Consider the following 26,755-nt stretch of genomic DNA (forward strand, 5'->3'; position numbering starts at 1 on the left):
CAGTCGTTGAGTAAAAATACTTACAAGGAGGTTAAGTAGATGGAAGGAAAGAGCAGAATAGCAGTTAGCGAAATCGTCAAGGTTCTAACAGAAAGCGGGGCGGTGAAGAGTAGAACCACCGCCTACGACTGGATTGAGAAAGAGACGGTGGGGTTCGGTCGTGTGGTGGAAGAAGGCCAGAAATACTGGGAGGGGGACTTTTCAAAGCTCTTTAACTGGCTCAGGAATAAGCTGGGGGAGAAAGAGGTAGTTAGGGAGATAGTAGAAAACGGTGTTCCCCTCTCCAAATACGAAGAACTCGTTAAGGAACTCCGAAGGCTGGAAAGGGAGGTAGCAGAGAAGGAGGCAAGTCTGAAGATTTTAGGAGAGAGAGTAGCTCTCAAGGAACAGGAGAAGAAAGCTCTTGAGGAAGAAAAGCGTAGGCTCAAGCAGGAGGTTGAGAAGCTCCTGAAGGAGCTCAAGGAGAAGGAGAAAACCGTAAGGGAGCTGGAGAGGAAGCTCAAGCTCAAGGAGCTTGAACCGATAGTCGGGGAGCTTCCCGCTGAAAAGAGGAAGGCTCTCTTGAAGCTCCTGGAGGAGCTTCAATGAAAGAGCTTCGGGAGCAGGTAAAAGAGATTCTGAAAGCCCACGGCTCTGACCTTGACGGGGCCGTGAAGGCTCTTGTTAAACTGATAGAGAAGGAATCGGAACGTAAGGCTATACTGCTAATATCAAAAACACTTGCAAGGAGAGGATATGGCCAGTTTCAAAAAGAGGCTATTGAGACGGGGAGGGGAAGTTGAAAGCAATAGAGCTTCTCGAAAAGCACTACCCGGATACTCTGAAGGTTCTTGAGGGCAAGTTCCCGGAGTTTGTTGAAACTGCCCGCAGAGTAGAGGTAATCCCATGGCGGGAGGAGTTCCAGGTAGCCGATAGGAACCCTGAAGTTATTGATGAGATAGAGTTCTGGGAAACCCTTACCCAGAACGGATTAGTCAGTTTGGAGGAGGCCCGCAATAGAGTTGACGCTATTCTCAAAGAGAAGGGCTACTCCTCTAAAACCATGGGGATAGCCTTTATAGAGGCCGGAGAGGTGAGCTTCAGGACTGAGGTTCCCCCACTATCGGTTCTGCTCCACGAAATCGGACACGTCCACTTCAGGGAGCCCGACCCCGTGTGGAGCTCCGTTTACGGAGGGGGAGAAACCCTCTTTTGGCTCGCCCTCAAGAAGGACTATCCCATAGGGGAGGAGGAAATCAGGCGGTTCCACTCCCTCTTTAAGAGGGCCCAGCAGGGAGAGCACCTTGAGGTGGCCAAGGAGGTAGTTGAGAAGGTAGCCTCCCTGTGGGGAAAGCAGATAGTTCCGGCCTTTTACCCGATTTGTCTCGGGGCGGGCTGGTTGCCGAGTTACTTTGAGGAAGTCGCTCCGGAGCTTGACCCCTTTGACCTGACTAACCCTGAGTGGGAAAAGGTTCTGCCCCACAGGAACGACGTGGTTTCCTTTTTCGTCAACCTTACGGAGGGAGTTCGGTTCGGAGACCCCTTCTGGGTGGAGTATGCAAGGAGACTGGGGATTTTGAAGTGAGCTCAGGCAGAGCTTCGAAGCTCTGCCTAATTCCCTTTCTCTTCTTCTTTGAGCTTCTCTCTTAAAACGGCTCCAAGGGCGATTGGAGTTGAAAAAGATGTGCCTTCAACTGAAAGCTCAACCCCGTTAGGCCAGCGGAAAATTACTCTGCCAGGGGCTATTAGCTCTCCAACCTGAAACTCTCTGGCTCCAACGGTTGTAATGTTCGGCAGGATAAAGGCAATCTGTTTGGCAAGTTCGAGGTCTCCAAACTTCCAATCTTCATCAAGGTTCCCTGCTGCTTGGAAAACGCGGATACCGGACTTGTCAAGCTTTGTTAGAGCCTGGGAGATTTGGTATTCATATTCAAAAGAGCATATTCCTCTCTTTTTTACCTCAAGGGAAATGTTGACTAAGACTAATTCCCTATCAAATTCTCGAGGAATTTGGATTAAAGCTTCCTCCCATTCTTCTGCCTTCTTCCTTACAAGGTGATATTTGAGCTCTTTTGGTAGGGCAGTTTTGAGAACCTTCTCTACCAGTTCCCCGTGAGTGAAGTAACAGGGAAGTAGGAAGACCATTAAACCGAGTGCCTTATTTGTGAAACAGTAGCGAAGCTTCTTGTTCTTATTCCCGAAAAAGTCTATAACCACTACTGTGGCCTCTTTAGTTTTGAGGCCTTCCGAGAGGCGTTTTTCAAAGGCTTCTTTGGCTTGCTTATCGTGCTCGGGGCCTACCCCAAATGCTTGCGAGAGCTTTAATAGATATGAGTGAATCGTTATAGTATCCTCTTCAGGTTCTCCAAAAATGAAATCCCTCTCAGAACCATCTTCTTTGAACTTCTTCCAGCTGACGGTTGCGTTTTTCAAAGATAGACCGTGAAAGGAGTGTAGTTTGTACACGAACAAGCCCATGTAAGCTACAAAGATTATGAAGAAAAGAGAGGTTATGGAGCACTTAACCTTATACTCATCTTCTTCGCCAACTGGTTTTTTGGTTAGGAGCAAATAGATACTGAATGCCACAAGAGCGTTTAGGAGTATGAACTGAGTGATAATGGCAATAAAGCTTGCATGAATAAGATAGGACTCCGAATAAATAGCCAAGGGTAAACTAAGGCCGAGTAGAAGTAGTACTCCAGAAAGAGGATATCCACAGAGGAAGCCAACAAACTTCCGATAACCAGTTTTTTTTTCAAGTAGTGGAGAAAGAAGAGTATAGACTTTTCTGAGGGGAGAAAATAGAAAAAGCAAAGAGATAGAAGTGGATAAAGAAAGGGCCGTTACCCAAATAATAGATAACTGAACTCCAAGAAAAGTCAAATTCTTATTTGAGTTTATCGATGGTACGAACGAAATCATCAGCAATATTAATAGTAACATTGGAGCTATTACAAAGATAGCAATTGTAGAGGGAGCAGTTACGGTTATAGACTTGACAGCTTGCTTTAAATCTTTAAAGTTGAGTGTAAAGTTACGCATATTTTACCTCCTAAGTGAGAAATATAGGCAGACAATTGAGGTCTATAAGAGCTGGACGGCTTTACGCCCGTGGAGAGTTCGGTGGCACTCGTTGGAGCGGGAAGCTCCTTATTAGTTAAGGTGGCCCGGGGCAGACCACCTTCTAAAGACGGGGGCGGCGACGAGAAGTACAACGGGGAGTATTATGATTCCCTGGAGGTCTCTTTTTGGTGACTGAGTCGAGTCTCACCTTACATGCAATTTTTTCCCCGTCCCAGGTTTCTACTATTACCCATGTTTTTTCAATCTCTTCTTTCTCAACTTCTCCAGAACGCACCTCCTTGGTTAAAGTTTCCTCAGCCTCAGAAAGAGTCGGAAACTTGCCTACGGCTTTGTCGCCGCAGACCACGATTACGCTCTTGACCTCTTTTTCGCCAACTGCTTCTCTGCACTCGGGGTCGATTCTGACCACTATCTCTTCTTTAGGTAACATTTCTCCTCCATGTAAAAGGTTTAATCTACCAGCTTGTTACGGAGCTCTATTCCGAGCCTTGCTATCAGGGCTTGTTTTCCCGTAAAATCATCATCGTTGGCCCATAGGATAACCTGATAGCCCTGCTCTACCAGGGCCATTGCCAAGGCTAAAGCATGTGCATCTTCCGGCTCTTTTTCCCTATCCTCGAGAAGCTCCACAGCCTGCGGGAGCTTCTCGAGGTAGTACTCCTTATTGATGACCTCAACGAACAGCCTAATCCGGCCTTCAGCAATGTTAAGAAGCATCTCCAGCTCCTCCCCTGAGAGAGGAAGCCGCAGCTTCCTGGCAAGAGCCCTCTTGGCCCTACGGAGATTCACTTCCGTTGTCTTTAACAACCAGTTCCGCCTTCTGGCCTCTTCGATTACCCTTTTCAGGGGACTGTTCACCTGCCGACCATATTCCTGAAGGCAGGTGAAGTTGAGCAGTTGAAACAGCTTGCTGGAGTCGATGACCACAACTGTTTCTGACATCGTAACCTCCTTATTTGATTTCTGTAAAAGCTGACGGGATTGCGACGGTTACCTCTTTTCATCTCTACCTCCTCTTGCCTGCCTAAGAAGTTTGCAGCCCGCTGCATTAAGAACGTCAGAGAGGAAAAGCTTCACCGTTTCAGAAAGGTTCTTTATGTTCTCATCTGAGTCTAATCTGATAAATACACCTATAGGTTTCTTTCTCTCCATAATTAGAATAATTGGATTGTTAAACGCTTCGGCAGGTTCCCTCACTATCTCTCGCTTGTTTTTGATAGCAACCACATCTTCAAGCCATCCTCCTCTGTTCGTAATCTCATTCTTCGTAGCTTTCATAACTTCATTGCTCATAGTTCTAATCATTACTACGCCTCCTAAAGTCGTTTAAAACATCTCCAAATAAATTGAATAAATCGAATAAATTGAAAAATTCCGTGGCCACGGAATCAATACTGAATATATCCCCCGTTCGTTATTTGTCAAACATTATGTCTGACAAATAAGGTTATCTCCTAAGTCCGATTCTCGCCCTATTCTGGACAAAATCCTTGCCCGCAGAAATAACTTGCGTGATGTGCAGGAACTCCCCAAAGATAATGGTTCTCAGCATCTGAGCTCCGAACCAGAGGACTATCATTCCGGCCGCAAGAGTGATTGCCGTGTAAGAGAAAAATGCAGCTAAGATTCCTACTCCCGAGGCTTTCAGAATCAGGGCACCGAGCCTTTTTGCCAGAAGCTCGGCCATTACGGGAGTGTTCAGGAAGCTCCCGCTTAGTCCGAAGACTCCGATGAGCTCCTTCCACGCAGGACCTTGCAGAACACACACGATGACATATGCAAGAATAAATACTGCATAGAGGAGTCTTGCCCAGAGCATCTCGAGAATAATTCTGACGGTTGAGGTGACGAACTGACCTTGAACGAGCTGGGTCAGGAAGAACAGGGGGGAAAGGAAGAATATCAGCAGGTTTGTGATTCCCAGGGAAATCGGTGCAATTGTGGTTATCCCTGCAAGCAGGACGAAGTTGGCCAGCCCTGCGGCCCCCAGGAAGAAACCGACAAGCAGGTCTTTAAGGATTGAGAGAATGGCCTCTACTCCCTTCTCAGGGAAGCTCTTTATGCTGTTGACGGCACTGTGGAAGAAGTTTGAGAGCTTCTGCATGAGCGAGACCTCAACCATGGAGCTGCACACTCCGGAAGGGTCGCCCGTAACAGAACTCCACCTCTCACAGATGTTAGATACGGTGCTCTTTATCTCGGAGGCAAGCTCCTGACAGCTCTGTTTTGTCGTGGAGTCAAGGTCGTCGTTTATGTTGTCCAGCAGCATCGGAAGAACGTCTCCGGGTCCGTCGGAAGTCGCCTTCTGCCAGACATCTTCTATTACCGACGGGGAGACGCAGTTCTGGGCGAGGAAGTCTCTCAGGGCACTATTGAGTTCGGCGAGCTTCTGCTGGTCCTGGGGAGTCCACTGGCCCTTGTCCCGAAGCTCAGCTACAACAGTATCGATACCCTGTGAAATCTCCTTCTCAAGGGTCATCAGTTTGGCCGTGTGCATAAGGCCCTTTCCAACCGTATCGGTTCCAAGAGTCCGCCCAGCTTTGTCTATCAGCCACATAGTCCAGAACTGCAAATCCCCGATGAACTGCCCCACGAATCCCACAACTGCCGGGAGCTTCGCCTCGGCACTCAAGTAGAGGTCGGCGGTGAAGCTGTCGCTCCTGTTTACCGGGACCACCCACTTGAATACGTTCGTGTAATCCTTTGCTTTGCTGATGGTGTAGATGTCTATAGTCCAGGTTGTCGGCCAGAGGGTAAGGGCAGAGAAGAGGAAGACTGCAAGAGCACGCTTGATGAGCTGGCCGGGAATGTTCGGAGAGTCCTTGATTTCCGGAAAGAAGCGGAAAAAGGCGTAAACGCTGGTTATGGCTACGATGGCCTTCCAGACAGGGGACCCGTAGAGCAGGTTCACGAGGTTTATGCCGTAAACGTATATGGTGGCGTCCCAGTTGTTCAGTGCGTAGATGTCCATCGCTACTCCTGGACAAGACTGATTCTCGCCCTTGAGAGCCTTCTCTCAAGGTTTGAAAAGGGAGGAAGGGTTTTTCCGTGCTGCTGGGCGAACTTGCGGATTTTCTCCCAGTTGACCACGAGGAAAACTTCTTTCCTGCCCGCAGCATTCGGATAAGGTTTGAAGATACAGGACCTGATTATCCTGCCGTCCTCCATTCCGAACGGTCTCAGAAGCTCTGCCAGCTCCTCTAAGGTGGCCGTTCCGAGGAGCCCCTTTGCAACCTCAAGCACCCGTTCCCTGAAGAGAGCAACAAGCGGTCTTGCCGTCATTGTGTAACCGTAGAGCTTCGCCGGAGTTCTCCTGTCGGCAGGCTGGTTGATTCCCTGCGAAACGACCAGGAAGAACTGTAGGAGCTTCTCCTCCCCTATTCCCTCCTTCTCGGCTTCCTTCTTCACCTGCTCCTGTTCGAGCCTGCGGGCAGTTTTCTCTACCTTTTTTGTCTCCTGAATGGCCCACTCAAGGGCCGTTGCCTCGTCCTTTGCCTCTCCCGACTCCATCTTTGCAGCTGCGGAGTCGGCCCTCTTGAGGTAGAGGAGCAATCTATTGAGCGTTCCGGCCTCATCGGCAGTGAAGTGGTCAACCGCCGGAACGGACTGTTCGTGGTGGTATCGAACGAGGTAGGCAATGAGGTTTCCGAGCCTGACTCTCTGAAGCTCCAGCGGGTCGGCCTCCTTCACTACCTTGTCCCACTCGGAGTTGTAGAGGCCAAGCCTCGAGGCTATTTCGAACGAGTACTCCGGGTGCTGCCTCATTTCCTCTTCCGAGACGGTCGCCTTGCCTGCGTCGTGGAGCAGGGCCGAGAGAACCACCACGGCCCTTTCTTCGAAAGGAAGGCTCCCAGTAAGGGCAAAGGCAAAGTCGGCCGTTCTCAAGGAGTGCTCTAAAAGGTTCACCCTAACGCTTCCTCTCCGGAAAGAGGCTTCCCTGTGGGAGTCAAGGAACTCAAGAACTGCCTCAAACTGCTCGACAAGTCCGGCCTCTTTGAAAAAGGGAAGTCTCTTCTCGTGGAAGCTCTTGGCGAGGGGAGAGGAGAGCTTCTCCCTGTCAACCTCCGGAATCAGCTCGGCAGGGAGCCACTGCTTTGCAAGCTCTGCAAAGTCGACCACAAACCGTCCGTTTTCTTCTCTTACCGCCGACACCTGCCCTCCTTAACTTTTTCAAGGGGCGGAACGGCGTCTATGGGTTTTACGATTACTGCCTCCTTGTGGGGGTAGATGATGAAGTCGCCCTTATCCTGAGCGGGAACGTTTACTATCTCAACGGCAGTCTTTCCGGCATAGGTGCAGGGATAGACTCTACAGGGGTCGATGCCCTGTTTAACCAGTCTCTCTACCAGCTGGCGGTCGGTGGGAGGCTTATAGACGACCTTTTCCTGCCCGCAGGAAAAAAGCAGGGCTCCGCACATAACCACCACTCCCATCAACTTCTTCACAGCTCACCTCCGGAGCTTCTGGTCAGGTCGAGGTTCCTGATGTAGGGGTAGTACTTGAGACCCATCTCTTTTAGAATCTCCTCGGCCCTGCCGTTAGGTATCACGACAACCCTGTAAAGGGGTTTTTCGTCCCTTTTGGTGATTCTCCTCACCACCGTGCAGAGTCCGGTTCTTGCAACGTTTCTCGCAAGGTTTATGGCCTTGGACCTGCTCCTGGTGATGAAGATGTTGAGGTATCGATAACCCCTTGAGGTTCTCTCGGGGAGCTCGCACGTAACGTCGCTTCGCTTGAAGGTAACCCAGGGAAACTCGTTGGGCTGGCTACCGGGAACCTCCTCCACTACGGGAACCCTGTGGCTCTTCATCTCCATTTTTCTCACCTGCACTTGACTCTGGCTCTTCTCCTGTGCCTTTTGAACCTTCTGTTCAAGCCTGATTAGGACGAGCTTATCCTCAAGCTCCTTGAGCTTCCGCCTGAGCTGCTTATTCTCCCTGCGAAGCTCTTCGATTTCCCTTGAGTTCTTCCTGTAGAGGTCTATAAGGTAGTGGACGGCTTCTCCGAGCTCACGCACCGTAACGGTAGTTTTCTGAACCTGAACCTGGGCGTGAGCGGAGGCCGAAAGGGACAGAACTATCGTCAAGGCAGCTGCGAGCTTCCTCATCTCCCTTCCCTCTCCTTCATCTGCTTGAGGAAGTTGAGAATTGCCTCGGCATCCTGAGGCCTGACTCTATCGGATTCGCTCTTCCTGCTCCTGTAAACGGCCCTTACCGGAACTTCGCCGACGTTCTCCCCGGGCTTCCTCCACCTGCCCGGAACGACAATCTTCCAGACGTAGTAACCTGCCACCATGGAGCCGTCAGGAGCTTCGTGAGGCGGTATGTAAATCCGCCTGATTACCGGCGGTATCCAGACAGGCTTTGCCCAGACTACCCTCGGAGTGGAACTCCAGTCAGGCCTTCTCACGTGGGCCTCAACGTACCTCTCCTGCCTGAGCTGGAGCTGCCTCTGTTCCAGCACCATCGGAGAAACGGTAGGCTTAACCTGAACCTGCGAAGCTCCACAGGACGAAAGGGCCAGCAGAGGCAGAACAAAGGCAAGGAGTTTCCTTCTCATCGCTCATACCCCGCAAAGTCGTACTCCGTTTTCGCCGAGCTTCTGAGCCAGGACTCGGGAACCCTGACGTTTTGGGTGAAGACCAGATAGACCTTTCCTCCCGGTTCCCTGTCGGCAGTCTTGAGTTTCATAAGCTCCTGAACTTTCTGCTCTATGAGCCTCTGAGTCTGAGAGAGGGCTCCCGCAACTCCACCCCAGAAGGTATATGCAGTCGGGTTCTTTATCTCCTGAGTGGTTATGGAAGTGTTCTGGTTGATTGCGGTCGTCTTCGAGATTTCCTGCGCCCTTTGGGCCGCCTCGGCAGCTCCCAGCAGGGCCCCCGCTACAAAGGACTTTTGAACTATGTCGGGCATATGTTCTTCAAGCCTTGCGGCAAGGTGAAGTTTCCCGTCCCTCAAATCTACGGTGTAGCCCGTTACGGGAACCGTATGGAGCTTCCCGTCGGGCCAGACGCAGGAGAGCTTCACAAGCTCAACCTCTATCCTTGCAGAGTCGCCGGTCTGTATTCCCTTACCTACTCCGAGGACGACGCAGGAGTTCAGCGGGAAAGAGTAGCTGCCCACTCCGACTGCACTGCCCACGACCTTGAACCTGACGGGAACCTTGTAGCCCAGAGGGGCCATGATTCCCTGGGAGAGGACGGCCGGAACGAACATTCCGGCCGCCACGACGGTGGTGTACTTACCCCCGGTCTCTTTACCTGTCTGCTTTTCAGGCTGAGGAGCACGGGCAGGGGAACTCTTCGGAGCGGTAACGACAAGCCTCGGGGTGATTACTCTCATCTTCTCCGCTATTCGCTCTTTCTTCTCCTCACGCATCTTGAAGAGAGTCGGCTTCGGAAGGCCTATGGTAAACCGCTTTCTCTCCTCTCTCCGGTTTTCAGGAAGAGGGGTAAGTTTGCCCGCCGGCTTGGGCAGCTTCCACCCGCTTTCCTTGGGAGGTTCCTTTTTCTCGCTCGGCTTCACTTTGGGAGGGGGCGGGTTCTGCTGCTTTGCCGGCGGGCGCTGCTCGGCCGGAGGAGAAGGCGGCTTCGAAGATATGGCTTTAGCTACAGTCTCGGGCGGAACGTTTCCCGGACTTGCGTGCTTTATCGCTACGCTCTCCGACTCCTTAGCCCTCTGAGTATGAAGGGCGTTCAGGGCCTCAAAGGCTGCAAAGCCGAAGAACGCCGTAGAGAGCACTCCGAGTATTATCCAATCTCTCTTCGTCAGCTTCTTCTTCTTTTTCCCTTCTACCTCTGCCATTTGTCGCCCCTTATCACGAGGTAGAGATAGGCAGTGTAGTCTCCCGAGAGCTTCTCGGTCGCCGTGTAGGGCCTCGGAGCAAGCCTTCTACGGGAGAGGGAGACTGCGAGAACGCCGTCGGTTGCAAAGTCCTCTTCGCTGATTGTGAGAGGGTAGATTGACCTGTTTATCAGCTTTATCACCACTCCGGTTCTCACCGGAGAGCGGTATTCGTAAAGGAGTCTTGCTTCAAGAAGGTTGTTGGAGGAGAAACTCTTTAAGAGCTTCCCCTCGGGGCCGTAGCTGACGACAGTGTAGCCCGGCAGGGGCTTGGCCTCCTTAGGAAACTCGGTGTGCCTTATCATAGCGGCGATAAGTTCGGCTACGGGAGTCCTTGAAGCTCTCTGAACTGATTCCTTTATAAGGAGAGTGGCGGTTCTCTCCACCTTTGAGAGCTCCCTCTGACCGTCAACGACGACCACCTTAAGGGGGGCTCCCTTCTTTACCAGCTCCACCTGAACGGGAATGACCAGGGGCTTACCGTTCTTGTTGAGGACAACCGATAAAACGGCAGTCTTCACCGAGTCGTCTATTACCTTGAGGATTACGAAGTCGTTACCCGCCTGAACGTCAATCCTTGAGTCCTGGGGAACGGCGTAAGAGACGGGATAGGGAAACTTCACCGTAACGGGCCTGTTGAACTCTGCCCGCAGGAATAGAACCTGGTTCTGCCGGGTGAGAACCACTCGCTCAACCGGCTGAACCGACTGAGCCAAAGCCTGAACCGGTAGAACGATTAAGCTTAAAACCGTCGCAGCAGCCACCACACCGGTTTTCATCTCTTCTCTCCCAGGTCCTTGAGTAGAAGGTCGCTGTCAACTTTAAGCCTATAGTACTCGTCGTATTCCCTCTCCTTCCTCGAGAGGGCCTTTTCAAGGTTCTCTATGGTGCGGTCAAGGTAGCCGATGTAGAGCTGGTAGTTAAAACCCTCAACTCCCCCTGCCTTGAGGCTCTTCTCGGCATACAGTCGGGCTTCCTTGAGCTTTTGCAGGGAGAGCTTCAGGTAGTCGTAGGCCGATAGCTCCACCGCCGAAGCTGCGGAGCTCAGGCTCACCAGAAACACCGCCGTTAGCACGGTCTTCCAGTTCATCTTCTCTCCTCCGGCGAATCTCACCATAATTATAGGGAAATTTCCCTATAATTTAGGTGAGTAAGAAGGAGGTTGCCGATGAGGAAGACGCTCACGCTCCTTGCAGCGGCCGTGCTGGTCGTTCCGACAATGGCTACGGCCGCTACGGTCGTCGGAAGGGTGGACAACTACCTCATCTTGAAAGGGAAGAACGGCTACAGGATAGTCTCCGAGGAGGAGCTTCAAAGGCAGAGGGAGGAGAAGCTCCGCAGGGAGCGGGAAGCTCAGATGAGGAAGCTCGCTGCCCGCAGGCAGGCCCTATTTGAACAGATAGTCGAAAAACTGATGCACGGAGCCGGACGCCCCGTTTACTCAAGAATAAAAGGATTTGACGTCGAAAGGGTTCTCGACGCGGGACCTTACTTCGGGGCGGTAATTTCAGGCTCTCCCGACCCCAAAACCCTGAGAAAGGCTTTCAAGTTCGTTAAACGAGTAGGGAACAAATACTACGTGGTAGGAGAATGGCAATGAGGAAGCTGCTGACACTTCTGACGGCCACGGCTCTTGTATCCTCTTGCGGAGGAGTATCGGGACTCTCCAAGGTGAAAGAGCCCAAGATAACTCCTAAGCCTACTTACTCTTTCGGAGAAGTAACGCTTCCGAAGGATCCCCTTGAAAGTTTAAAAAAGATTAAAGTTCACGCCGACTTCAAGGGAGTTCCCGTCAGCGTTGCGGTCAAGGCCATTTGCAAGGCCAAGAAGTTGGCCTGCAACCTTACGGGATTTAACAGCCAGTTTCCGATTACCATTGAGAACTTCAACGGCTCCCTCTACGACCTGCTCAAGGTAATCGAGAGGACCACCCGCTTTAAGTTCTCCTACGAAGACGGCGTTCTTACGGTGGTCAACGCCGACTCAAACGAGTACGCAAAAGAGGTAGAAAGGAAGCTGGCCCGAGAGAAGCTCAAGGTTGAAGGGCCCAAGATTACCCTCAACCTTCAGGGAGTTCCCCTCTTTACCGTCTTCAACGAAATCAACGCCGCAACGGGCTACACGGTAGTTCCCGACAGGGACGTTGACCTTACCCAAAAGGTCTTCGTTGCCGTCAAGGACCTTCCGCTCGACAAGGCCCTCAAGGTAATCCTTTCACCGCTGGGCTACTCGTTCACCATAGACCCGGAGAACAAGGAGATTAAGGTCTCCGCTCTCGTAACGAGAGTCTTCAGAATACCCTACATACCCAAGCAGGTGAGCTTCAACTTCTCCGCAGGCGAGTCCTCAACCGTTGAAGGCAGCACTTCCGGAACCACGACCACCTCATCGTCGAGCGGAAGCTCCGGAACAAATGAGAAATCTGTAACGATTCAGACGGACTTCTGGAGCGAGCTTGAGAAAAACATAAAGAACGTGGTCTCAAAGAGAGGCTCTTACTTCGTGAACAAGACCGCACGGATAGTAACGGTAACCGACACTCCGGAGAACATCGCAAAGGTCGAGAAGGTAATCAACTCCCTCATAAAGGCCGTATCCCAGCAGGTTCAGTTCAGGGTGGCCATCTACGAGGTCACCTACTCGGACGAGTTTCAGAGCGGAGTTGACTGGTCGGCGGTGTTCGGCTCCCAGAACCTCCAGATTACCACCGGTCAGAGCACGGGATACGTCTTTGACCTGTCGGGCTATTTCAAGGCAGGGAAGAGCAATCCCTTCAACTACCTCGTGAAGCTCCTCTCCCGCTACGGAAAGGTCAAGACCATTTACGACAACTACGTCAGGACGCTTTCGGGAGAGACGGTTGCGATAGTGCCCGGGGAGACCTACAGGTTCCTTGAGAGCATAGAGACCCAGTCTCAGGCCGACACCAAGCTGGTGACTCAGGTTCCCGTCTTCAAGGAGCTCTCCCTCGGCATTCAGCTCTACATAACTCCCCTGAAGAGGGACGACGGAACCACCCAGTACGAGCTGGACGTGACCAACCGCTTTATCAAGAGCCTCAAGACCTACACCTTTGACAACAACACCTACACCGTTCCGGAGCTGATAGGAAGGACGGATATATCCCTCACCACCGTAATACCCAAGCACCACTTTGAGGTGATAACGGGAATCAAGCAGTACAAGCTCGACAGCTCCCAGTCCGGCGTTCCGGGACTGATGGATATTCCCGTGGCAGGGGAGCTTTTCAAGGGAAGAAGCAGGAAGGCCACCCTCTCTGAATACATAGTGGCCATTTACTCCTATTAGGGGGAGTCGTGAAGTTCAGTCTCGCTGCACTGAAAAAGAAAAGGGAAAAAACAGGCGGTAAGGGCAAGGAAGGCATCTGCGTTAAGGTTAACAAGGTCTGTGCCTACAGGAACGGAGAGTCCTTCCGGCCCTCCAGAGAAAGGTGCTACTCCCTTGTCGCCGAGGACTTCACTCTCAAAATCCTCGGGAAACCCAAGGGCTTTGCGGTAAAGGACCCGACAAAGGGCACCTGGCTGTGCTGGATTCCCAGGAGCAACCACTACCCGCTGTTTCCTTTCCTCATCGAGTTCACCAAGCTCAAGCTCAAGGAGCTCAAGGAGGCCTCCACGGCGCTGTTTCTCATCGACACTCCCTGCGGCTACGCCCTTATCAAGGTCAGCCCGAGACTTCCCGAGGTCGGCAAGAAAGTATCGGTGAGAATCATTCCGAGGGAGGAGGAGAAGCTCTTCAAGGACCCGCAGATACAGGACGTCGTTGATAGCTTCTTCCTGAAGCCCTACTTCGTCTTCGTAAACAACGAAAGGCTCAAAGAGATTCTAATCCAGAAGGTAAAGACCGCCCAGAAGCCAAGGGAAGTCATAGAGAGCAAGCTGAGAACCGTAGAGAAGAGCATTACGGTAGTCGAGGACCTTATCCCCCTGATTATCAGAGAAGCCCGAAAGAGTCCGGAGCTTGTAGTCCCCAGAGAGCTTCCCGTCAGAGCGATAATCGCCGCCGTTCTGGCCGTCGCCCTGGCCTTCGGAGGATACACCTACTACCAAAAGAAAAAGGAAGAGGAAGAGGCTCTCAGGGCAAGGCTGGCGGCTCAGGTTAACCGTCCGTGGACTCCCTCTCCGGCTTTTAAGAGAACCCACCTCGCCTACCTTTTCATGCCGACGTCGTTTGATGTGCTGAGACTGATGAAGTCCCTTTACCCGCCGGAGGGCTACAGAACGATTTACGGGGCAATCTCGGAAAAGAGCATAAAAATCGAATACGAAACCCCCTACCTGGTAGAGGGGGGAAGGCGAGTAGGCGACTACTTCGTCCTTGAGAAGGTATTACCGAGAAACCCGAAGCCCAGCTGGGCCTCGCTCAGAGGTAAACCCCCCTCTACCATTCCGACTATGAAGGAAGTAGTGAAAAGGTACTCCGATAGCATCAGGAACATAAAGAAAGACAACATAGACGGAGTTCGGGTGCTGTCGGCAGAGGTATCTGTAAGGAAGGTTCTGACTCCCCGGAAGCTCGCCGAGGAGCTCGCAAAGGCGGCGGCCACTCCGATGGACATTGAGGAGATAAGGTTCAAGCTGAGAAGCGACGGACTATACGCTTTCAGCCTGAGAGCAAAAGTCTACGGTCTGGAGGAAGGCAATGAAAGGTAAGGTTATAGCGGTTGCTCTACTTGCGGCAAACACTGCTCTGGGAGCCACAATTGCTCCGACTCCTCCGGTTCCCAAGGGAACGCCGGTTAAGGTGAAAAAGCAGGAACAAGCAGTTCACAGGCAAAGACCTGTTCCTGCCCGCAGGAACGAAAAACAGGTCGTTCTACCTGCTCCCGAATTCCTCTACAAACCCCCCGAGGTTGACAAGTTCGAAAAGGAGCGGGAGGAGCTTCTGAGACAGAAAGACCTACTTCAGATAAAAGTCGACATAGCACGTCTCAAGGCCGAACTTCAGAAGTACCAGCTCGCTCCCGTCGAGCTGAAGCTGAAGCTCGAGAAGTCTGCCGGAATCAGGCAGGCACCACAGGCCCGCGTCACTGCTCCCGCTACAGCCACAAGAGTTAACCCTCAACTGGAGCTTCAAAAAGAGTACCTCAGGATGCAGATGGAGCGGGAGAGGCTTCAGAACCTCGAGAGGAAGCTCTCCCTGCTCCAGAACCTCTTTACCGGAGTCATGAGCGTCGGCGGGCAGAAGGTTGCTTTTGACTCCATGGGAAGGAAGTACACCGTAGGCTCTACCGTTTACGGCTGTAGAATAGTGGACATACTCAACGACGGAGTTGTAGTTGCCTACGACGGGCACGTCTTCAAAGTTCCGATTTCTGCAAGCACCCCCGAAAAGAGCAAGAAGACATCTCAGTCGCAGATAGCTTCCGGACCTTCTGCCCAGCCTGCACCGCCTCAGGTGCCGCCTGCACCGGTTCCGCCGCCCCCGCCGATGGAAGTTCCACCCGTTCCCGTACAGTAGGAGGAGGCCGTGTATTACCTGCTGTTTCTCTTTCTGCCGATGCTTTTCATATTCGGCCTGCCGCCTGTCAAGACGGTGGACACGACAGAGCAGGCCTACAGCTACGCCCGCAACTACCTGATAAGCTACTACTACGCCCACAAGGACTTCCCTCAGGCTCTTTCCATACCCGGTTACCCCTTCATCACCTACTCTCACGGCGGGACTCCCACCTCTACAACGGGAGTCCCCGCCAATCAGCCCTGGGCAAAGGTCGTCTTTGCGGGCAGGGATAGGCAGTTCGGAACCGCCGACGATAGAGTCTTATCCCTGACGGCCTCAATGCTTGAGTCCACCAAGTACGAAGACCTCTACCGCAGGGCAAACGTCCTCGAGCAGGCCGCTTACTCCGTATGCCAGAGGAGACTCTCTCAGGGAATAACCCCCATATGGCCCGCCAGCTTGGACGAGGTAATCAGAGAGGCCAACCTGCCCGCAGATTACAAATACACCCCCTTCGGAGCCACCTACATCTACGACCTATCTTCCTGCCGAACCGATTCCTGCTACTGCACTCAGGCCATCGTCAGAGCTCCCTAACGCTCCCTCTTGACACGGAACAATTGCCGAAACAAATTAAAAGACGAACCGAATTAAATGAGGGAGCGTTAGGAATGGAAGAAAAACTGAAGAAAGTTGAAAAGCTGTTAGAGCAGGCCCTTGCGGAAATCCAGAGGTTGAGGGCTGAACTTGCGGGCAGGAAAACTCCGCCCGCCTCGGAACTGCTGAAACTCAAACTGATTGCGGAGCTCCTCAAAAGGGGCGGAGAAGTCTCAAAAGAAGAGCTCCACGAAATCTGGAAGAAGATGGGGAAAGACCCCAGAGGACTCGGCGGGTTCTTTAAGGGCAAGAACCCGATAATGGTGGAGACGGCCAAGGGAACCGTCTCCCTAACCAAAGAGGCCCTGAGAATTGCCCACGAATACAAGGACTACATGAAAGGCTACGGAATAGAGTTTGAGGAGGTAAACGGCCATGCGTAGGAAGTTAATAACCGCAACCGCACTTATACTAACCTCTCTTCTTGCCTCCTGCGGTGGAGGAGGCGGTGGTGGAAGCTCCACCACGACCAGCTCCACCACCACCTCAACTACCAAGGGGCTAACCGTAGTCCCTGCAACTACCAAAGCAGTAGAGGTTGACCCTGCTTACCTGTTCAGGGCTACCTCTCCCACTCTTGTGTGTGCAAACGGAACCGTAGTAGTTAACCCCGACACAGTTTCAGACACCCAGCTCCACTTTCCTCTACCCTCTACGGGGAGCTTCCAGGGCTGTGTAGTGGCCTTCACGGCTCCCACAGGGCAGGTTATCTACACCAGCCTCTCCGCCGTAGAGGGAACGGGAGGAACGGTAGCCCTCAACTCCGACCTTACCCTCTCTAAAGTAGATGGAGACTTAACCCTTCAGCCCCTTGCCGACTCAGACGGAGACGGAGTAGCAGACACCTGTGAGGGCAAGGTAGTTGACCACGACAACGACTCCGTAGAGAGCGAGCCCGTTTACGACAAGACTGTCATAGTCGTCCTTGAGGGAGACGACCTTGGAGACAGCTCCCTTACCAGTTACCTTGAGGACAACTACGCCGACCTTGTGGCAGGCATCAAAGCGTCACAGCCTCAGAATACACGCTTTGTAGTCATCTGGGACGGAGGGCAGAAAAACGGCCTTGACGGACAGAGCGACGTCTTTATCCTTGACCCTCAATCGGGCAAGGACTTCACCACTCTGACTAACGACATCTCTCAGGTTCTCTCCGGAGCTTCCGTCTCCCAGTTCGGCTCCGACGGGCTTCTCTACTGGTATGCTCCCTCTGACAACCTCTCCAACCACCTCAAGGAACTGATAGAGGTAGCAGTTAAGCTCTTCCCTGCAAAGAGCTACGACCTTATCATCAGCGACCACGGAGACGGCTGGGTGAGCCTTCCCACTCCCACCACGAGGACGGTTCTCTTTGAGAGTTTCAGCGACGGCAATCAGACTGGAACTACTTGGCTTGGAACCAAACAGTTTGCCGATACCGTTCTTGCTCCCCTTGCTAAAGAGGGCATAAGGTTCGACCTGATTGGCTTTGACGAGTGCCTGATGGGAGAGCTTGCTACCCTGACTCAGATAGCTCCCTACGCTCAGGAGATAGTAGCCTCTCCCGAATTTGAACTGGGAACGGGCTGGGGAAGCGTATGGAAGAACCTGCCCTCGTGGTATGCACAGGGACTTGACAGCTGGACGATAGCAAAGAACATCGTTGACGGCTACTATCAGTATTACTACGACAATCCTCCCAACGTGGCCCTTGCCTACCCGCAGGTGGTTGCCCTGACGGCAGTTAAGAGTGAAGCTCTTAAAGAACTTGCACAGGCTTTTGATACCTTCGCAGGGAGCCTCTACCAGACTGCTCTGAATGAGAGGGATAATGGGCAGATGTATGAGTATTTCTATTCGCATTTCGGGAATAATGACCTTAATACGTATCAGGGAGTTTTTTGGTGGCTAAATACTTCCGATTATACGGGAGGCGATACCATAGCCCAGGAGCTCGATAACGCAACACAGGAGTATGCTGGTTACTACGGAGGCTCTCAAGGAACAGATACTCTTGGTTTTGACCTTGTTCAAACCGTATCAGCTATCGGATATACTGCAAGACTTGTTGAACTGGGTTACACTAATTTTTACGCAATGCAAGGCTTAGCTTACACTCCATATAACAGTCAATACGCCCTCACCCCTTCCTTTGCCCCCGACACGGTTCAGAACGCTCTCAACTTCCTCTCCACCTACAACTCCGTTAAGAGCAGTGACGGTCTCTACACGAAGTATCTCCAGCTCAACATGGACGGAACGGTTGACACGAACGTAACAGGTTCGGGACTCTCTCTCATCTACCCCTACACCTCTCCCGACTACGCTACCTCTCCCAAGTTAGAGCTTTGCAACTACTCCAACTTCGTGGAGAGCTACAACTCCACTCTGCCTAACTACACGGCCTTTGTTAACACCGTCTTTGGTGTGATGTGGCAGGCAGTTAAGGACGCAGGGCTGGACAGCCAGTTTGCTTGTGATGTGGGAAGCGGAAATGTAGTGTGGAGCCAGTAGGAGTTAGAACACCTTTGTGGGAGTGGGGCGGTAGCCTCGCTCCTAAAAACAAAAAAAAGGAGTGGGACAATGAGCTGGTACAACAAAGATGACCTTCGCAGGAGAGGCATCGACAGATTCTTCGTGTCGTGTGACGAGGAGTATGAAAAGGAAAAACTTGTTAAGTGGACAGTAGACAAGTATGCGTTGTCAAAAGAAGTAGCAACAGAACTTGTGGAGAAGTGTTGTAAAAAAGTTACCGCTCCTCGAGATAGGAAGGCGTTTGAGGAGTGTATCTACCTCGAAGTTCTTAAGAAATTTCACCAGGAGTAGGGAGCGTCCCTACTCCTCCCATAACAAAGCTGAGTTTGATGGGGGAGTAAGACTCTCAGGAGTTTTTATGTCTTCACAGGCATCCTTTTTCGCTTCAGGAACTGCTAACGACGGTATTGCTTTGGGAAGAGCAATAACGGGAGCAATAAGACGATGCAAACTGGCAGGCTACGACGGCGGGATAATTGTTCAAGCTGGCATAGGCGGGTACTCAGGCGAGTTCACGGCATATGCAGTAGCAGAATGCTATGAGAAGTGAGCAGCTCAAGCTGCTCACTTCTTAATTATAAGACCGTTACTATAGTCATAATCATCTCTCAAACAGAGACCGTAGCTTCCAATATATTTATACCCGGGAGCACAACCGTAGTATGCTTTCCACCAAGTAAGGCCGCCACCTCCCGTTACACCTATTTTTTTCAGCTCATCCGGCACTCTTGGTCCGTAACGCGGGTCAAACATTCCGGCATAGGCTACAATTCCCTTTGAGTCGTAAAGAACAGCATACCTCTCCCACCAATGCTTCTGATAGGGAATTTTCTTGACAGCAGACGGGTAACCGCTTGGGATTCCAACAAAGTAGGTCAGCGGATAATAAGTATCCGCAGCATCTATAATTGTTTTCGCCGCAACAATTCCTCCACTGGCTCCATCAAACTCAGCTTTGTTATTGGTACTTATCGGAGTAAGCCCCGCAGTCTTCGAGGTTATAGAGGTATCCATAGTAGTAAAGGCCTTTTTCATACCGTTCGGGTTCAGGTACATGTCGTAGAAGGTTTGGTCAGCACGTTGTTTGAACTGTTGCATTTTGGTTTGCTGGTAATTGTTATAACTGGAATAAGGGTCGTAAGTAATACTTTGACCATTTGCTAAACCTTGAGCAAGACTTTTGTAATTTGCTCCCGCGTTCCTGTAATACCAATACCTGTAATCCCTTATAGACAACCCGGTCTGTCCCTCTGCAAGGTTCTTAACGTTCCTACCAGCGTAGTTGTAGTAGTAATACCTGTAATCCGTTATCCCCAGACCAGTCAGACCCTGGGCAAGGTTACGATAGTTCCTGCCCGCAAACTGAAAGAGGTAAGTCCTGCCGTCCTGAACGCCCACACCAGCAGCGTTCACGGTAAAGTTCCGGTAGTTGTTCCCGACCGTCTTAAACAGAGCATTGTTCGTGGAGCTTCCCGGGTCAGCGTTAGCTGCTCCCCACACAAAGTTGCGGTAGTTTGCTCCGTAATACCTGAAGTAGGTCGGGGAGTAGGTTGAGGTGGTGCTCTTTCCGGTAGCTCCCTCTACGAAAGCCTTGACGTTCGCTCCTGCATTCTGGGCCTGAGTATCCGAGAGGGTAGAGAGGTTGGTGGTTCCTGCAAGCCCCTCCACCACCTTTTTCATCTTCTCGTAGTCGGCAGGTATCGTGTAAACCGGCCCGGCTGCATAAGCCGCCGCAACTGTTCCGACCACTACTCCCACAGCGACTGTCAGGAGCTTCCTCATCTATCACCTCCCTCAATAGCCATCACAAGTAATTTTAGTTCCCTACAATTACAGGTCAAGTTCCCTTGCCACTTCGGCTGCAAGGTCGTAAACGTTGAACTCCTCGGGCTTTACAAAACCGTCCTTCGTTCCCGAGACTATGGTCTGGGCGAGGGAGAGAAGCTCCCTCTCCTCATCGGTAAAAACCGACGAAACCTGCCAGCAGTTAAAGAGGGCGTCATCAAGGTCGGGCAGGCCCGCCGTAGAGATAACGAACCTCACTGCTTGCTTTACCTTCTCCATCGGAAAAGTCAAGAAAACTCTCGTATAAGGGTTAAAGAATCGAACACTGTCCATAACCTCCCCACGGTTACGCTGAAAACTCTGAAGACTCCAACATGGATTGCAGCTCCCTTGAGTCGTAAGTAACCTTCATGGCCGTATCTTTGGTAATCACGCCCTCCATCACAAGGCGTGTAAGCTCGCTGTTGAGGTACTTACAGTTCTCCCGGTCTCGCCTTATGAAGTCCCTAATCTGCTTAACGTCGCCCTCCTTAATCCTGCCTCTGACGAACTCGTCAACCAGGAGAACTTCACAGACCGCCCTGACTGCAAAGTCAACGGTCAGGACGAGCCTCTGGGCAACGACCAGCTTCAGTTGGTCTGCGAGTATCGTTCTGATTTGGGGCTGCTCGTCCGGCGGGAAGACGTCCACTATCCTGCTTATCACTCCCCAGGCCGAGGAAGTGTGCAGGGTGGTGAAGGTAAGGTGGCCTGTTTCGCTTGCCATAAGGGCCGTCTTTATCTCCTCGGGAGTCCTGGACTCGCCGATGTAGATTACGTCCGGGTGCTGCCTGAGGGCGTTGTGCACTCCGGAGATAAACGAGTCGGTGTCCCTGCCGACCTCCCTCTGAATGAAGAAGGCGTTCTTGTTATCAAAAACGTACTCAATCGGCTTCTCTATGGTGACGACGACCCTCGACCTGTCGTCCTCGGAAAGGTAACGCATTATTCCGGCAAGCGTTGTCGACTTACCGGAACCGGTAGGACCGGTAACTATGACGAGACCCGAGTTCCACTGCCGAACCTTACCGATAACCTCGGGCAGGCGAAGCTCGTCAAAGGGGTGCGGAACGTAAGAGTAGAGTCTCCTTATCGAAAGAATCGTGCTGCCGTCGGAAAGGGCAACGTTAAGCCTAAACCTGCCGATAAATCTGTCTCCCTTGTGGAGCGTGAAGGAAGTATCAATCTCCTTGGCATTGCTCGGCAGGGAGAGAGCTTCCACAAACGCTCTTATGTCGCTGCGAACGACCTTGCTCTTCAAGGGAGCGGGAATCTCCTTGGGAAGCTCTTTCATTCTCTCCTTTATCCTTGCAGCTTCCTCCTCGTCGCCCCTTTCCTTGGCCTCTTCGTAGAGAGCTTCGTAAAGGAGCATCTTTATCCTCACGGCGGAGCCCGCTATCTCCACGGTCTTGAAAAAGGGCGGAACTCCCTCCCTTATGTAGATGTCAGTGGCAAACTGCTCCTCCGCGAACTTGAAAATCTCCCTGAAAACCTCCGGAAGCGTCCCAAACTCCAGCTTCATCTTTCTCCTCCTCTTTGAATAGAGTTACATCGCCCTCTGAATCGAGGTAGTCATCGGCAGCAGCAAGCCTATGTAGAGGAAAGCCACGTAGCCGCCGACGAGCATGAGGAAGGCGGCCTGAACGAGAGTGATTGTCTTCTCCATAGACTTGTCCACTATAACCTTTAGCAGCCTGATGGAAGGCTCCACCTGCTTGGGAATGTTACCTATTCTGATACCGCTCTTTATAAACGAGTAGTCCGAGTGGGATAGAAGTCCCCTCTCAACAAAAACCTCCATGGCCTTTTGCAAATCCTCTCCTCCCTCGAGACGGTAAAGAACCTCCTCTATCGCTTCCCTCCATTTCTTTGAAAAGCCCGCCTCGGACAGGAACTGAAAGACCTTGGTTTCCGACCAGCTTGCCTCAAAGAGGATTTTCAACCAGTTGAGGAACCGGAGCTTCTCAAACTCCCTGTAGGCGGGCAGGTAGGGTTTCCAGACACCGCTTTTGAGGAAAAGAATCACCAGGGCTGCAAGGGCTACAACGGCCGCAACAAAGAGGAGCGGGTGCTGAGAAACGACGTATGCGGCTTTTACCGTTGCGGGCAACCTGTCCTTATAGGTTACAGTGCCCACTATCTTAGGAGTGAACTTGAAAACCATTATGTAGGTGAAGAGCAAGCCGATGATAATGGAAAGAACAGGACCTATCAGGGTCTTCTTGAGTTTTCCCAGAAGCTCCACTTCGGTCTCAAGGAGGTCGGCCAACCTAACCGCCATCTTCGGCAGGTTACCGGCCTTAATACCCGAAGCGATAGAGGCCCTAACGTCTTCGTCGAATATGTCGGCCTCGAGGAAGACCTTGGCAGGCTCCTGGCCCGCCTCGATTTCATAGACCATCTCCTCGAGCTTCTCCGCAACCCAGCCCACCCGCAGCTGCTCGGGAACGAGGTGGGCAAGGGAGGGGGGAACCTCGATAAGACCGTATTTCCTGTAGTCCTCCACAAGGGAGAGCAAGGCGTCCCTTATGGAGAAGTTAGCCGACACCATCGAAGCGAGGATTCTAACGATTTTGGCCTGCTCTTCACGGGGTAGGGCCATTACTTACACCTCACATTCGTCCCTCTAATGAGGAAGTAGCGGCACCTGTTCACGCTGGAGTCCCACCGAACGTTACCGGCAGAGAGGTTGCCGTCGTCAACAGCCCTATCGAGCTTGTAGCAGAAGTCTTTAGAGGCTCCGTTGATAACCAGCTGAACGTTGCTTCCCCAGGTACAGGCTATCCAGCCGGTACCGCTCCAGGGAGTATGGGGCCAGTAATTGAGGGAAACGTTGTTGTTCGGCGGCTCCACGTAAGGGCCGTTCCAACCCGGTGCTCCCACGGCGTTTGTCCAGAGCTGCTGAGTCTTTGAGGGGTAGTAGCCCGTATCAGCGTAGTAGGCAGACATGGCCCTCTTGAGGTTGTTGGCGAACTCAACAGTTTTGGCTACCCTGGCCTTGTCGGTACTCCCTCCGTAGTAGATGTAAAGACCGAGGGCAAGGATTGAGATGACCGCAACTACAACCATCAGCTCCACGAGGCTGAAAGCCTTACGGGAAGCTCTCAAGCCCTTTCTCTTCATATCTCCTCCCTAAGACGGTTATTCTCCCGTGCTCATTACGGTTATGAATCCGTCGGAGACGGAAGCCGAAAAAGCTCCTCTGTCTGTTGCAGGAGTGTTGGGGGGAGCCCCGTCCGGATAACCGTCTCCGTCAGGGTCGAAGCAGAGGTTAACGTAAACAGGGTTACCAAAGGCGTCCACCTTGTAGTCGGTAGAGAGGTTCAGATGAGACAGAATCGTGTCTATCGAACAGGTCGAATGGGTTACAGAACCGTCGCAGATAACAGAGGGCCAGACTGCCCGCAGGTTTGAACAGGTAGCGTCGGTGCAGTAGTCGTAAGGCTTGCTGGAGCACAGCTGCACGTACCAGTCGACCTTGAGGTCGTCCTCCTCGGCAAGGCCGTAAGGGTAGGTTCTCTCGGTTACCTCTACCGAGAGCCTCTGCCTGAAGTAGGCGTCAAGGGCGTCGGCTATGGTCTTCAGGCGGTCGTAGGTGAACTTCCGGTATCTCTCATCGAGGGAGGCAGAGCTCCAGGTGTAGGTAAGGTCGTCGGCCGTGCCGAACACTCCGTCCCTGCCCGCAGAGGTGAAAGTTATCCTAATCGGGGAGCCTGCCGTCGGGTCGTAGGGAGTGGAGTGGGTTTTGGCTCCGTTTTCGTAGGAGAAGCGAAGCTCCCTTCCCCAGCCGTCGTAACAGGCAACGTCGTAGCCTGCCCCGATATTCGCCAGCTTGCAGCCGGCGTCCTCAAAGGCCTTCAGAATCTGAGAGTCGGCAGGCGTGAGGTTGTCCTTCCAGAGAACAAGTCTTGCTGTGTAGCTCCAGCACCCCGGAGGTGTTAGCCAGCTTCTCGCCCTCGAACAGTCCGGCTGGTTTATCCAGCCGGGATTGTTTCTCCTGTAGGCGAGAACAGTCTCATAGTGGAAGTTCAGGGCCTTGGCCAGCTTCTCAAACCTGTTTTCGGTTTCAGCCTTCTTGTTCCTCTCTACCATCGGGACTATGAACTCGGTAGTTCCGATGGCGAGAATCGAGAGAATGGCCACGGCAATTATTAGTTCAAGAAGTGTAAAACCCTTCCTGCCTCTCACCTTCAGCCTCCTCCGGTAGTCCCCCTTCAGAGAACCACCGGAGGGGGCTGAAAGCCCCCGGAGAGTTAGATGCAGGAAACGTTGGAGGACACGGTGATTGTGAGCGTATGGTTGGTGTCGTCGTAAACGGCGTTGCCGCTGGAGAGGTTGCCGTCGTCGTACTTCTCGTCGTAGGCCTCTGCAACGTTCTTGGGAACGTTGGAGAAGACAATCTGCTCCACGCCGTTAGTGGAGTCGCAGGAAACTGTGATAGTGGCTCCTGAACCGCTCTTGAGAGACGTGGCGCTGGTATCTCCGCCCGGAGGCTGAACGTAAGGTCCGGACCAGCCCGGAATCGGGTTGCCGTTGGCATCGGCGTTCTTCCAGAGCTCCTGTATGGAGCTCGGCATGTAGCCGGTCTGCTCCTCGAACAGGTTCAGGGCAGTCTCGAGCTTGTTGGTCTCCTCGGCAATCTTAGTTGCCTTTGTGTCGATGAGGTTGTTCCTGTTGTAGAGGTAAAAAGCGACGGCGAAGATTGCGACGATGGCAACGGCGATGAGGAGCTCCACCATCGTGAAACCCTTCCTCATCAGTCTTTTCAGTTTTCTCTTCTCCACTTCCCACCTCCTTAAAGGATTTCTAAAGCGTCTTCTATGGTCACTTCTTCCTGGCGGACTCTCTCAAGTACGTCATCGCTATACGGCCTGAAGCCCCACTTTTTGGCGTGGGACAGGAACTCCTCCGTCTCAAAAGTTCCTCCGGAGCCGATGATGAAGTCCCGTATCTCCCGGTTAAACTCGAGAATTCCGAGCACGGGGATTCTACCTACAAAACCTCCCTTACACTGCCCGCAGGTCTGCTTTATCTGCCTGCTGAGAACCATCTGGCCCTTGAGCTTCTCATCCAGAAGCTCCCTGGTCTCTACGGGAAGCCTTGCGAGGAACTGGTCGTTTATCTCCACCCTCGGGAACAGCCCCAGCTCCCTGCACCTGGGGCAGACTCTCGGAACAAGCCTCTGGGCGACGATTAGCCTCATCTGGTTAACCACCTTGGCAATGTCCGGGTCCTGAGCGAGGTCAAGGAGCCTCTTTATGGCCTCAACCTCGTCGTTGGCGTGGAGGGTAGAGATTAGAAGGTGTCCGGTATTTGAGGCCGCTATGGCCGCCCTTGCGGTTTCCCTGTCCCTTATCTCTCCGACGAGTATTACATCGGGGTTCTGCCTCATAAAGGCCCTGATTGCATGGGCGAAGTCTATGCCGATGAGCTTCCCGTCGTCGTCGTAAACGGGAAGGCGAACCTCTACCTGCTGAACTCCGGGGATTTCGGCCTCAACAGGGTCCTCAATGGAGACAATCTTCCTCTTCTCCGGGTCGGCCATTAGGGCCATGGCCCTGATTAGAGTCGACTTTCCGGAGCCCGTAGGGCCAACCACGAGAATCATTCCCTTCGACAGCAGAGGGTATCCGGAGAGCCTCTCTATGTGCTGAAGCGAGTAACCAAGCTCCTCGAGAGAGCGGAGCTTCTGGTTCTTGGGAAGTATTCTGATAACACAGGAGGGCCCGTTAACTGTAGGAATAACCGACACCCTCATGTCGCAGGGAGTAGCCTTGAGCTTCTCGAGGAAATCCCGGAGCTTCTTCTTCGAAGGCTCCGTGGAGGTTACGTCCCTGAAGTTTATCGAGGCATCTATGGGAACGTTCAGGTTCGAGGTCTTTGCGTCTGCGAGAGTCAAAAACTGCCTCAAAAGCCTCTGGCCGACTTCCTTGTCAAGAGTCCGGACGGTCTCTATCCGCCCGAGGGAGTTCCTCACCCTGACTCTGTAAGCGGCGGGAGTAGGTTCGTAGTGAATATCTCCCCAGCCGCTTAAAACCGCCTGCTTTATCAGGTTAAGCCAGAAGTTGTCTTCATCTCCCTCTTCCCTGCCGGGAACGGGAGGAACGATGACTATCTCATAGTCGGTAAGCTCAGAGGGAACAATAGAGGGGTTCCAGGTGTAAACAGTCCTTCTGTCATGGTCCACGAAAATTTCCCCCTCCTTGCGGGCACTTTCCGGAGGGGCAGGGACAAACTCATAACCCCGTTCCTCTGCGGCCAGACGAAAGAGCTCCGGCCTTACAACGGGCAGAGAGGCTATGGCCTCCCAGACGTTCTTGCCTTTCTCTATCTCAAGGAGAATTGCTTCCTTTTCATCAGGTTGCAGGGAGTCCAGGAACATCTGTCAC

General features: G+C 52.5%; 32 protein-coding genes. 12 read left to right on the plus strand and 20 right to left on the minus strand.

Translation table 11 applies throughout. From position 1 onward, the window contains the following. The first annotated feature begins 39 nt into the window (after positions 1 to 39). Genes THEAM_RS09040 through THEAM_RS09050 form a run of 3 tightly spaced genes read left to right on the plus strand, consistent with a single transcriptional unit; the run spans position 40 to position 1,564 of the window. Positions 40 to 588: a hypothetical protein gene (locus THEAM_RS09040; protein WP_013524934.1), complete on the plus strand. Its 549-nt coding sequence runs from the start codon at positions 40 to 42 to the stop codon at positions 586 to 588. Next, on the plus strand, positions 585 to 782 hold the full coding sequence (locus THEAM_RS09045; protein ID WP_013524935.1) for a hypothetical protein: 198 nt from the start codon (positions 585 to 587) through the stop codon (positions 780 to 782). Before THEAM_RS09040 ends, THEAM_RS09045 begins: the two co-directional genes overlap by 4 nt. Next, the gene (locus THEAM_RS09050; protein WP_013524936.1) at positions 779 to 1,564 is read left to right on the plus strand and encodes a hypothetical protein; all 786 of its coding nucleotides are present in this window, start codon (positions 779 to 781) and stop codon (positions 1,562 to 1,564) included. The genes THEAM_RS09045 and THEAM_RS09050 overlap by 4 nt, the downstream gene beginning before the upstream one ends. Before the next feature lie 26 nt (positions 1,565 to 1,590). Here THEAM_RS09050 and THEAM_RS09055 read toward each other — a convergent pair whose 3' ends face one another. The 12 genes from THEAM_RS09055 to THEAM_RS09110 form a co-directional block, all read right to left on the minus strand. Further along, positions 1,591 to 3,024, minus strand: a complete 1,434-nt coding sequence (locus tag THEAM_RS09055; protein ID WP_013524937.1) for a S8/S53 family peptidase — start codon at positions 3,022 to 3,024, stop codon at positions 1,591 to 1,593. Positions 3,025 to 3,166: 142 nt separating this feature from the next. Next, on the minus strand, positions 3,167 to 3,496 hold the full coding sequence (locus tag THEAM_RS09060) for a hypothetical protein (RefSeq protein WP_013524938.1): 330 nt from the start codon (positions 3,494 to 3,496) through the stop codon (positions 3,167 to 3,169). Positions 3,497 to 3,516: 20 nt separating this feature from the next. Next, entirely contained in the window at positions 3,517 to 4,008 is a 492-nt protein-coding gene (locus THEAM_RS09065; protein ID WP_013524939.1) for a PIN domain-containing protein, read from the minus strand. A 48-nt stretch (positions 4,009 to 4,056) separates the two neighbouring features. After that, on the minus strand, positions 4,057 to 4,371 hold the full coding sequence (locus THEAM_RS09070; RefSeq protein ID WP_013524940.1) for a hypothetical protein: 315 nt from the start codon (positions 4,369 to 4,371) through the stop codon (positions 4,057 to 4,059). Between the two features lie 142 nt (positions 4,372 to 4,513). Beyond that, positions 4,514 to 6,037 (minus strand): hypothetical protein, encoded by a 1,524-nt coding sequence (locus THEAM_RS09075; RefSeq protein WP_013524941.1) that lies wholly within the window; start codon positions 6,035 to 6,037, stop codon positions 4,514 to 4,516. Positions 6,038 to 6,039: 2 nt separating this feature from the next. Beyond that, positions 6,040 to 7,218, minus strand: a complete 1,179-nt coding sequence (locus THEAM_RS09080; protein ID WP_013524942.1) for an HD domain-containing protein — start codon at positions 7,216 to 7,218, stop codon at positions 6,040 to 6,042. Next, positions 7,206 to 7,511, minus strand: a complete 306-nt coding sequence (locus THEAM_RS09085; protein WP_013524943.1) for a hypothetical protein — start codon at positions 7,509 to 7,511, stop codon at positions 7,206 to 7,208. The genes THEAM_RS09080 and THEAM_RS09085 overlap by 13 nt, the downstream gene beginning before the upstream one ends. Continuing rightward, positions 7,508 to 8,173 (minus strand): coiled-coil domain-containing protein, encoded by a 666-nt coding sequence (locus THEAM_RS09090; protein ID WP_013524944.1) that lies wholly within the window; start codon positions 8,171 to 8,173, stop codon positions 7,508 to 7,510. Before THEAM_RS09090 ends, THEAM_RS09085 begins: the two co-directional genes overlap by 4 nt. Beyond that, positions 8,170 to 8,625 carry a hypothetical protein gene (locus tag THEAM_RS09095; RefSeq protein ID WP_013524945.1) on the minus strand — a complete coding sequence of 152 codons (456 nt, stop codon included), beginning with the start codon at positions 8,623 to 8,625 and terminating at the stop codon, positions 8,170 to 8,172. The genes THEAM_RS09090 and THEAM_RS09095 overlap by 4 nt, the downstream gene beginning before the upstream one ends. Further along, the gene (locus THEAM_RS09100) at positions 8,622 to 9,869 is read right to left on the minus strand and encodes a TrbI/VirB10 family protein (RefSeq protein ID WP_013524946.1); all 1,248 of its coding nucleotides are present in this window, start codon (positions 9,867 to 9,869) and stop codon (positions 8,622 to 8,624) included. The genes THEAM_RS09095 and THEAM_RS09100 overlap by 4 nt, the downstream gene beginning before the upstream one ends. Continuing rightward, positions 9,857 to 10,687, minus strand: coding sequence for a TraK domain-containing protein (locus THEAM_RS09105; protein WP_013524947.1), 831 nt, complete (start codon positions 10,685 to 10,687; stop codon positions 9,857 to 9,859). The genes THEAM_RS09100 and THEAM_RS09105 overlap by 13 nt, the downstream gene beginning before the upstream one ends. Then, positions 10,684 to 10,998: a hypothetical protein gene (locus THEAM_RS09110; protein ID WP_013524948.1), complete on the minus strand. Its 315-nt coding sequence runs from the start codon at positions 10,996 to 10,998 to the stop codon at positions 10,684 to 10,686. Before THEAM_RS09110 ends, THEAM_RS09105 begins: the two co-directional genes overlap by 4 nt. Before the next feature lie 78 nt (positions 10,999 to 11,076). Between THEAM_RS09110 and THEAM_RS09115 the strand changes: the two genes are divergently transcribed. The 9 genes from THEAM_RS09115 (at position 11,077) to THEAM_RS09155 (ending at position 19,092) form a co-directional block, all read left to right on the plus strand. Further along, positions 11,077 to 11,508 (plus strand): hypothetical protein, encoded by a 432-nt coding sequence (locus tag THEAM_RS09115; RefSeq protein WP_013524949.1) that lies wholly within the window; start codon positions 11,077 to 11,079, stop codon positions 11,506 to 11,508. Further along, positions 11,505 to 13,217 carry a type II secretion system protein GspD gene (locus tag THEAM_RS09120; protein ID WP_013524950.1) on the plus strand — a complete coding sequence of 571 codons (1,713 nt, stop codon included), beginning with the start codon at positions 11,505 to 11,507 and terminating at the stop codon, positions 13,215 to 13,217. Before THEAM_RS09115 ends, THEAM_RS09120 begins: the two co-directional genes overlap by 4 nt. Positions 13,218 to 13,225: 8 nt before the next feature. Then, the gene (locus THEAM_RS09125; RefSeq protein WP_013524951.1) at positions 13,226 to 14,581 is read left to right on the plus strand and encodes a hypothetical protein; all 1,356 of its coding nucleotides are present in this window, start codon (positions 13,226 to 13,228) and stop codon (positions 14,579 to 14,581) included. Continuing rightward, a complete protein-coding gene (locus THEAM_RS09130; protein ID WP_013524952.1) occupies positions 14,571 to 15,389 on the plus strand; it encodes an intermediate filament family protein in 819 nt (272 codons plus the stop codon). Before THEAM_RS09125 ends, THEAM_RS09130 begins: the two co-directional genes overlap by 11 nt. Positions 15,390 to 15,398: 9 nt before the next feature. Further along, entirely contained in the window at positions 15,399 to 15,968 is a 570-nt protein-coding gene (locus THEAM_RS09135) for a hypothetical protein (protein WP_013524953.1), read from the plus strand. A gap of 74 nt (positions 15,969 to 16,042) precedes the next feature. Continuing rightward, the gene (locus THEAM_RS09140) at positions 16,043 to 16,411 is read left to right on the plus strand and encodes a hypothetical protein (RefSeq protein ID WP_013524954.1); all 369 of its coding nucleotides are present in this window, start codon (positions 16,043 to 16,045) and stop codon (positions 16,409 to 16,411) included. Beyond that, positions 16,404 to 18,521: a clostripain-related cysteine peptidase gene (locus tag THEAM_RS09145; protein ID WP_013524955.1), complete on the plus strand. Its 2,118-nt coding sequence runs from the start codon at positions 16,404 to 16,406 to the stop codon at positions 18,519 to 18,521. The genes THEAM_RS09140 and THEAM_RS09145 overlap by 8 nt, the downstream gene beginning before the upstream one ends. Before the next feature lie 69 nt (positions 18,522 to 18,590). Next, entirely contained in the window at positions 18,591 to 18,833 is a 243-nt protein-coding gene (locus THEAM_RS09150; protein WP_013524956.1) for a hypothetical protein, read from the plus strand. A 67-nt stretch (positions 18,834 to 18,900) separates the two neighbouring features. Beyond that, the gene (locus THEAM_RS09155) at positions 18,901 to 19,092 is read left to right on the plus strand and encodes a hypothetical protein (RefSeq protein ID WP_041440273.1); all 192 of its coding nucleotides are present in this window, start codon (positions 18,901 to 18,903) and stop codon (positions 19,090 to 19,092) included. A 14-nt stretch (positions 19,093 to 19,106) separates the two neighbouring features. Here the strand turns inward: THEAM_RS09155 and THEAM_RS09160 are convergent, their stop codons facing one another. The 8 genes from THEAM_RS09160 to THEAM_RS09195 all read right to left on the minus strand — a co-directional run bounded on the left by THEAM_RS09160 (position 19,107) and on the right by THEAM_RS09195 (position 26,748). Then, the gene (locus THEAM_RS09160) at positions 19,107 to 20,324 is read right to left on the minus strand and encodes a hypothetical protein (RefSeq protein WP_013524957.1); all 1,218 of its coding nucleotides are present in this window, start codon (positions 20,322 to 20,324) and stop codon (positions 19,107 to 19,109) included. A gap of 48 nt (positions 20,325 to 20,372) precedes the next feature. Then, a complete protein-coding gene (locus THEAM_RS09165) occupies positions 20,373 to 20,660 on the minus strand; it encodes a hypothetical protein (protein WP_041440276.1) in 288 nt (95 codons plus the stop codon). Positions 20,661 to 20,673: 13 nt separating this feature from the next. Further along, positions 20,674 to 21,888 (minus strand): type IV pilus twitching motility protein PilT, encoded by a 1,215-nt coding sequence (locus THEAM_RS09170; RefSeq protein WP_013524959.1) that lies wholly within the window; start codon positions 21,886 to 21,888, stop codon positions 20,674 to 20,676. A gap of 24 nt (positions 21,889 to 21,912) precedes the next feature. Beyond that, positions 21,913 to 22,968, minus strand: a complete 1,056-nt coding sequence (locus tag THEAM_RS09175; RefSeq protein WP_013524960.1) for a type II secretion system F family protein — start codon at positions 22,966 to 22,968, stop codon at positions 21,913 to 21,915. Beyond that, on the minus strand, positions 22,968 to 23,489 hold the full coding sequence (locus THEAM_RS09525) for a type II secretion system protein (RefSeq protein ID WP_013524961.1): 522 nt from the start codon (positions 23,487 to 23,489) through the stop codon (positions 22,968 to 22,970). The genes THEAM_RS09175 and THEAM_RS09525 overlap by 1 nt, the downstream gene beginning before the upstream one ends. An 18-nt stretch (positions 23,490 to 23,507) precedes the next feature. Next, complete coding sequence (locus THEAM_RS09185) at positions 23,508 to 24,554, minus strand: type II secretion system protein (RefSeq protein WP_013524962.1); 1,047 nt, start codon at positions 24,552 to 24,554, stop codon at positions 23,508 to 23,510. A gap of 65 nt (positions 24,555 to 24,619) precedes the next feature. Then, on the minus strand, positions 24,620 to 25,150 hold the full coding sequence (locus tag THEAM_RS09190) for a type II secretion system protein (RefSeq protein WP_013524963.1): 531 nt from the start codon (positions 25,148 to 25,150) through the stop codon (positions 24,620 to 24,622). Between the two features lie 11 nt (positions 25,151 to 25,161). Beyond that, positions 25,162 to 26,748 (minus strand): GspE/PulE family protein, encoded by a 1,587-nt coding sequence (locus THEAM_RS09195; protein WP_013524964.1) that lies wholly within the window; start codon positions 26,746 to 26,748, stop codon positions 25,162 to 25,164. Positions 26,749 to 26,755 lie beyond the last annotated feature (7 nt).

The organism is Thermovibrio ammonificans HB-1 (assembly GCF_000185805.1).
GTDB classification, from domain to species: Bacteria; Aquificota; Aquificia; order Desulfurobacteriales; family Desulfurobacteriaceae; genus Thermovibrio; species Thermovibrio ammonificans.

Excerpts from the sequence above, each read along its gene's own strand:
- THEAM_RS09040 (WP_013524934.1), top strand. The coding sequence starts at position 40 with ATGGAAGGAAAGAGCAGAATAGCAGTTAGCGAAATCGTCAAGGTTCTA.
- THEAM_RS09045 (WP_013524935.1), top strand. The coding sequence starts at position 585 with ATGAAAGAGCTTCGGGAGCAGGTAAAAGAGATTCTGAAAGCCCACGGC.
- THEAM_RS09055 (WP_013524937.1), bottom strand. The coding sequence starts at position 3,024 with ATGCGTAACTTTACACTCAACTTTAAAGATTTAAAGCAAGCTGTCAAG.
- THEAM_RS09060 (WP_013524938.1), bottom strand. The coding sequence starts at position 3,496 with ATGTTACCTAAAGAAGAGATAGTGGTCAGAATCGACCCCGAGTGCAGA.
- THEAM_RS09065 (WP_013524939.1), bottom strand. The coding sequence starts at position 4,008 with ATGTCAGAAACAGTTGTGGTCATCGACTCCAGCAAGCTGTTTCAACTG.
- THEAM_RS09070 (WP_013524940.1), bottom strand. The coding sequence starts at position 4,371 with ATGATTAGAACTATGAGCAATGAAGTTATGAAAGCTACGAAGAATGAG.
- THEAM_RS09075 (WP_013524941.1), bottom strand. The coding sequence starts at position 6,037 with ATGGACATCTACGCACTGAACAACTGGGACGCCACCATATACGTTTAC.
- THEAM_RS09090 (WP_013524944.1), bottom strand. The coding sequence starts at position 8,173 with ATGAGGAAGCTCGCAGCTGCCTTGACGATAGTTCTGTCCCTTTCGGCC.
- THEAM_RS09095 (WP_013524945.1), bottom strand. The coding sequence starts at position 8,625 with ATGAGAAGGAAACTCCTTGCCTTTGTTCTGCCTCTGCTGGCCCTTTCG.
- THEAM_RS09100 (WP_013524946.1), bottom strand. The coding sequence starts at position 9,869 with ATGGCAGAGGTAGAAGGGAAAAAGAAGAAGAAGCTGACGAAGAGAGAT.
- THEAM_RS09105 (WP_013524947.1), bottom strand. The coding sequence starts at position 10,687 with ATGAAAACCGGTGTGGTGGCTGCTGCGACGGTTTTAAGCTTAATCGTT.
- THEAM_RS09110 (WP_013524948.1), bottom strand. The coding sequence starts at position 10,998 with ATGAACTGGAAGACCGTGCTAACGGCGGTGTTTCTGGTGAGCCTGAGC.
- THEAM_RS09115 (WP_013524949.1), top strand. The coding sequence starts at position 11,077 with ATGAGGAAGACGCTCACGCTCCTTGCAGCGGCCGTGCTGGTCGTTCCG.
- THEAM_RS09120 (WP_013524950.1), top strand. The coding sequence starts at position 11,505 with ATGAGGAAGCTGCTGACACTTCTGACGGCCACGGCTCTTGTATCCTCT.
- THEAM_RS09130 (WP_013524952.1), top strand. The coding sequence starts at position 14,571 with ATGAAAGGTAAGGTTATAGCGGTTGCTCTACTTGCGGCAAACACTGCT.
- THEAM_RS09140 (WP_013524954.1), top strand. The coding sequence starts at position 16,043 with ATGGAAGAAAAACTGAAGAAAGTTGAAAAGCTGTTAGAGCAGGCCCTT.
- THEAM_RS09145 (WP_013524955.1), top strand. The coding sequence starts at position 16,404 with ATGCGTAGGAAGTTAATAACCGCAACCGCACTTATACTAACCTCTCTT.
- THEAM_RS09150 (WP_013524956.1), top strand. The coding sequence starts at position 18,591 with ATGAGCTGGTACAACAAAGATGACCTTCGCAGGAGAGGCATCGACAGA.
- THEAM_RS09155 (WP_041440273.1), top strand. The coding sequence starts at position 18,901 with ATGTCTTCACAGGCATCCTTTTTCGCTTCAGGAACTGCTAACGACGGT.
- THEAM_RS09160 (WP_013524957.1), bottom strand. The coding sequence starts at position 20,324 with ATGAGGAAGCTCCTGACAGTCGCTGTGGGAGTAGTGGTCGGAACAGTT.
- THEAM_RS09165 (WP_041440276.1), bottom strand. The coding sequence starts at position 20,660 with ATGGACAGTGTTCGATTCTTTAACCCTTATACGAGAGTTTTCTTGACT.
- THEAM_RS09170 (WP_013524959.1), bottom strand. The coding sequence starts at position 21,888 with ATGAAGCTGGAGTTTGGGACGCTTCCGGAGGTTTTCAGGGAGATTTTC.
- THEAM_RS09175 (WP_013524960.1), bottom strand. The coding sequence starts at position 22,968 with ATGGCCCTACCCCGTGAAGAGCAGGCCAAAATCGTTAGAATCCTCGCT.
- THEAM_RS09525 (WP_013524961.1), bottom strand. The coding sequence starts at position 23,489 with ATGAAGAGAAAGGGCTTGAGAGCTTCCCGTAAGGCTTTCAGCCTCGTG.
- THEAM_RS09195 (WP_013524964.1), bottom strand. The coding sequence starts at position 26,748 with ATGTTCCTGGACTCCCTGCAACCTGATGAAAAGGAAGCAATTCTCCTT.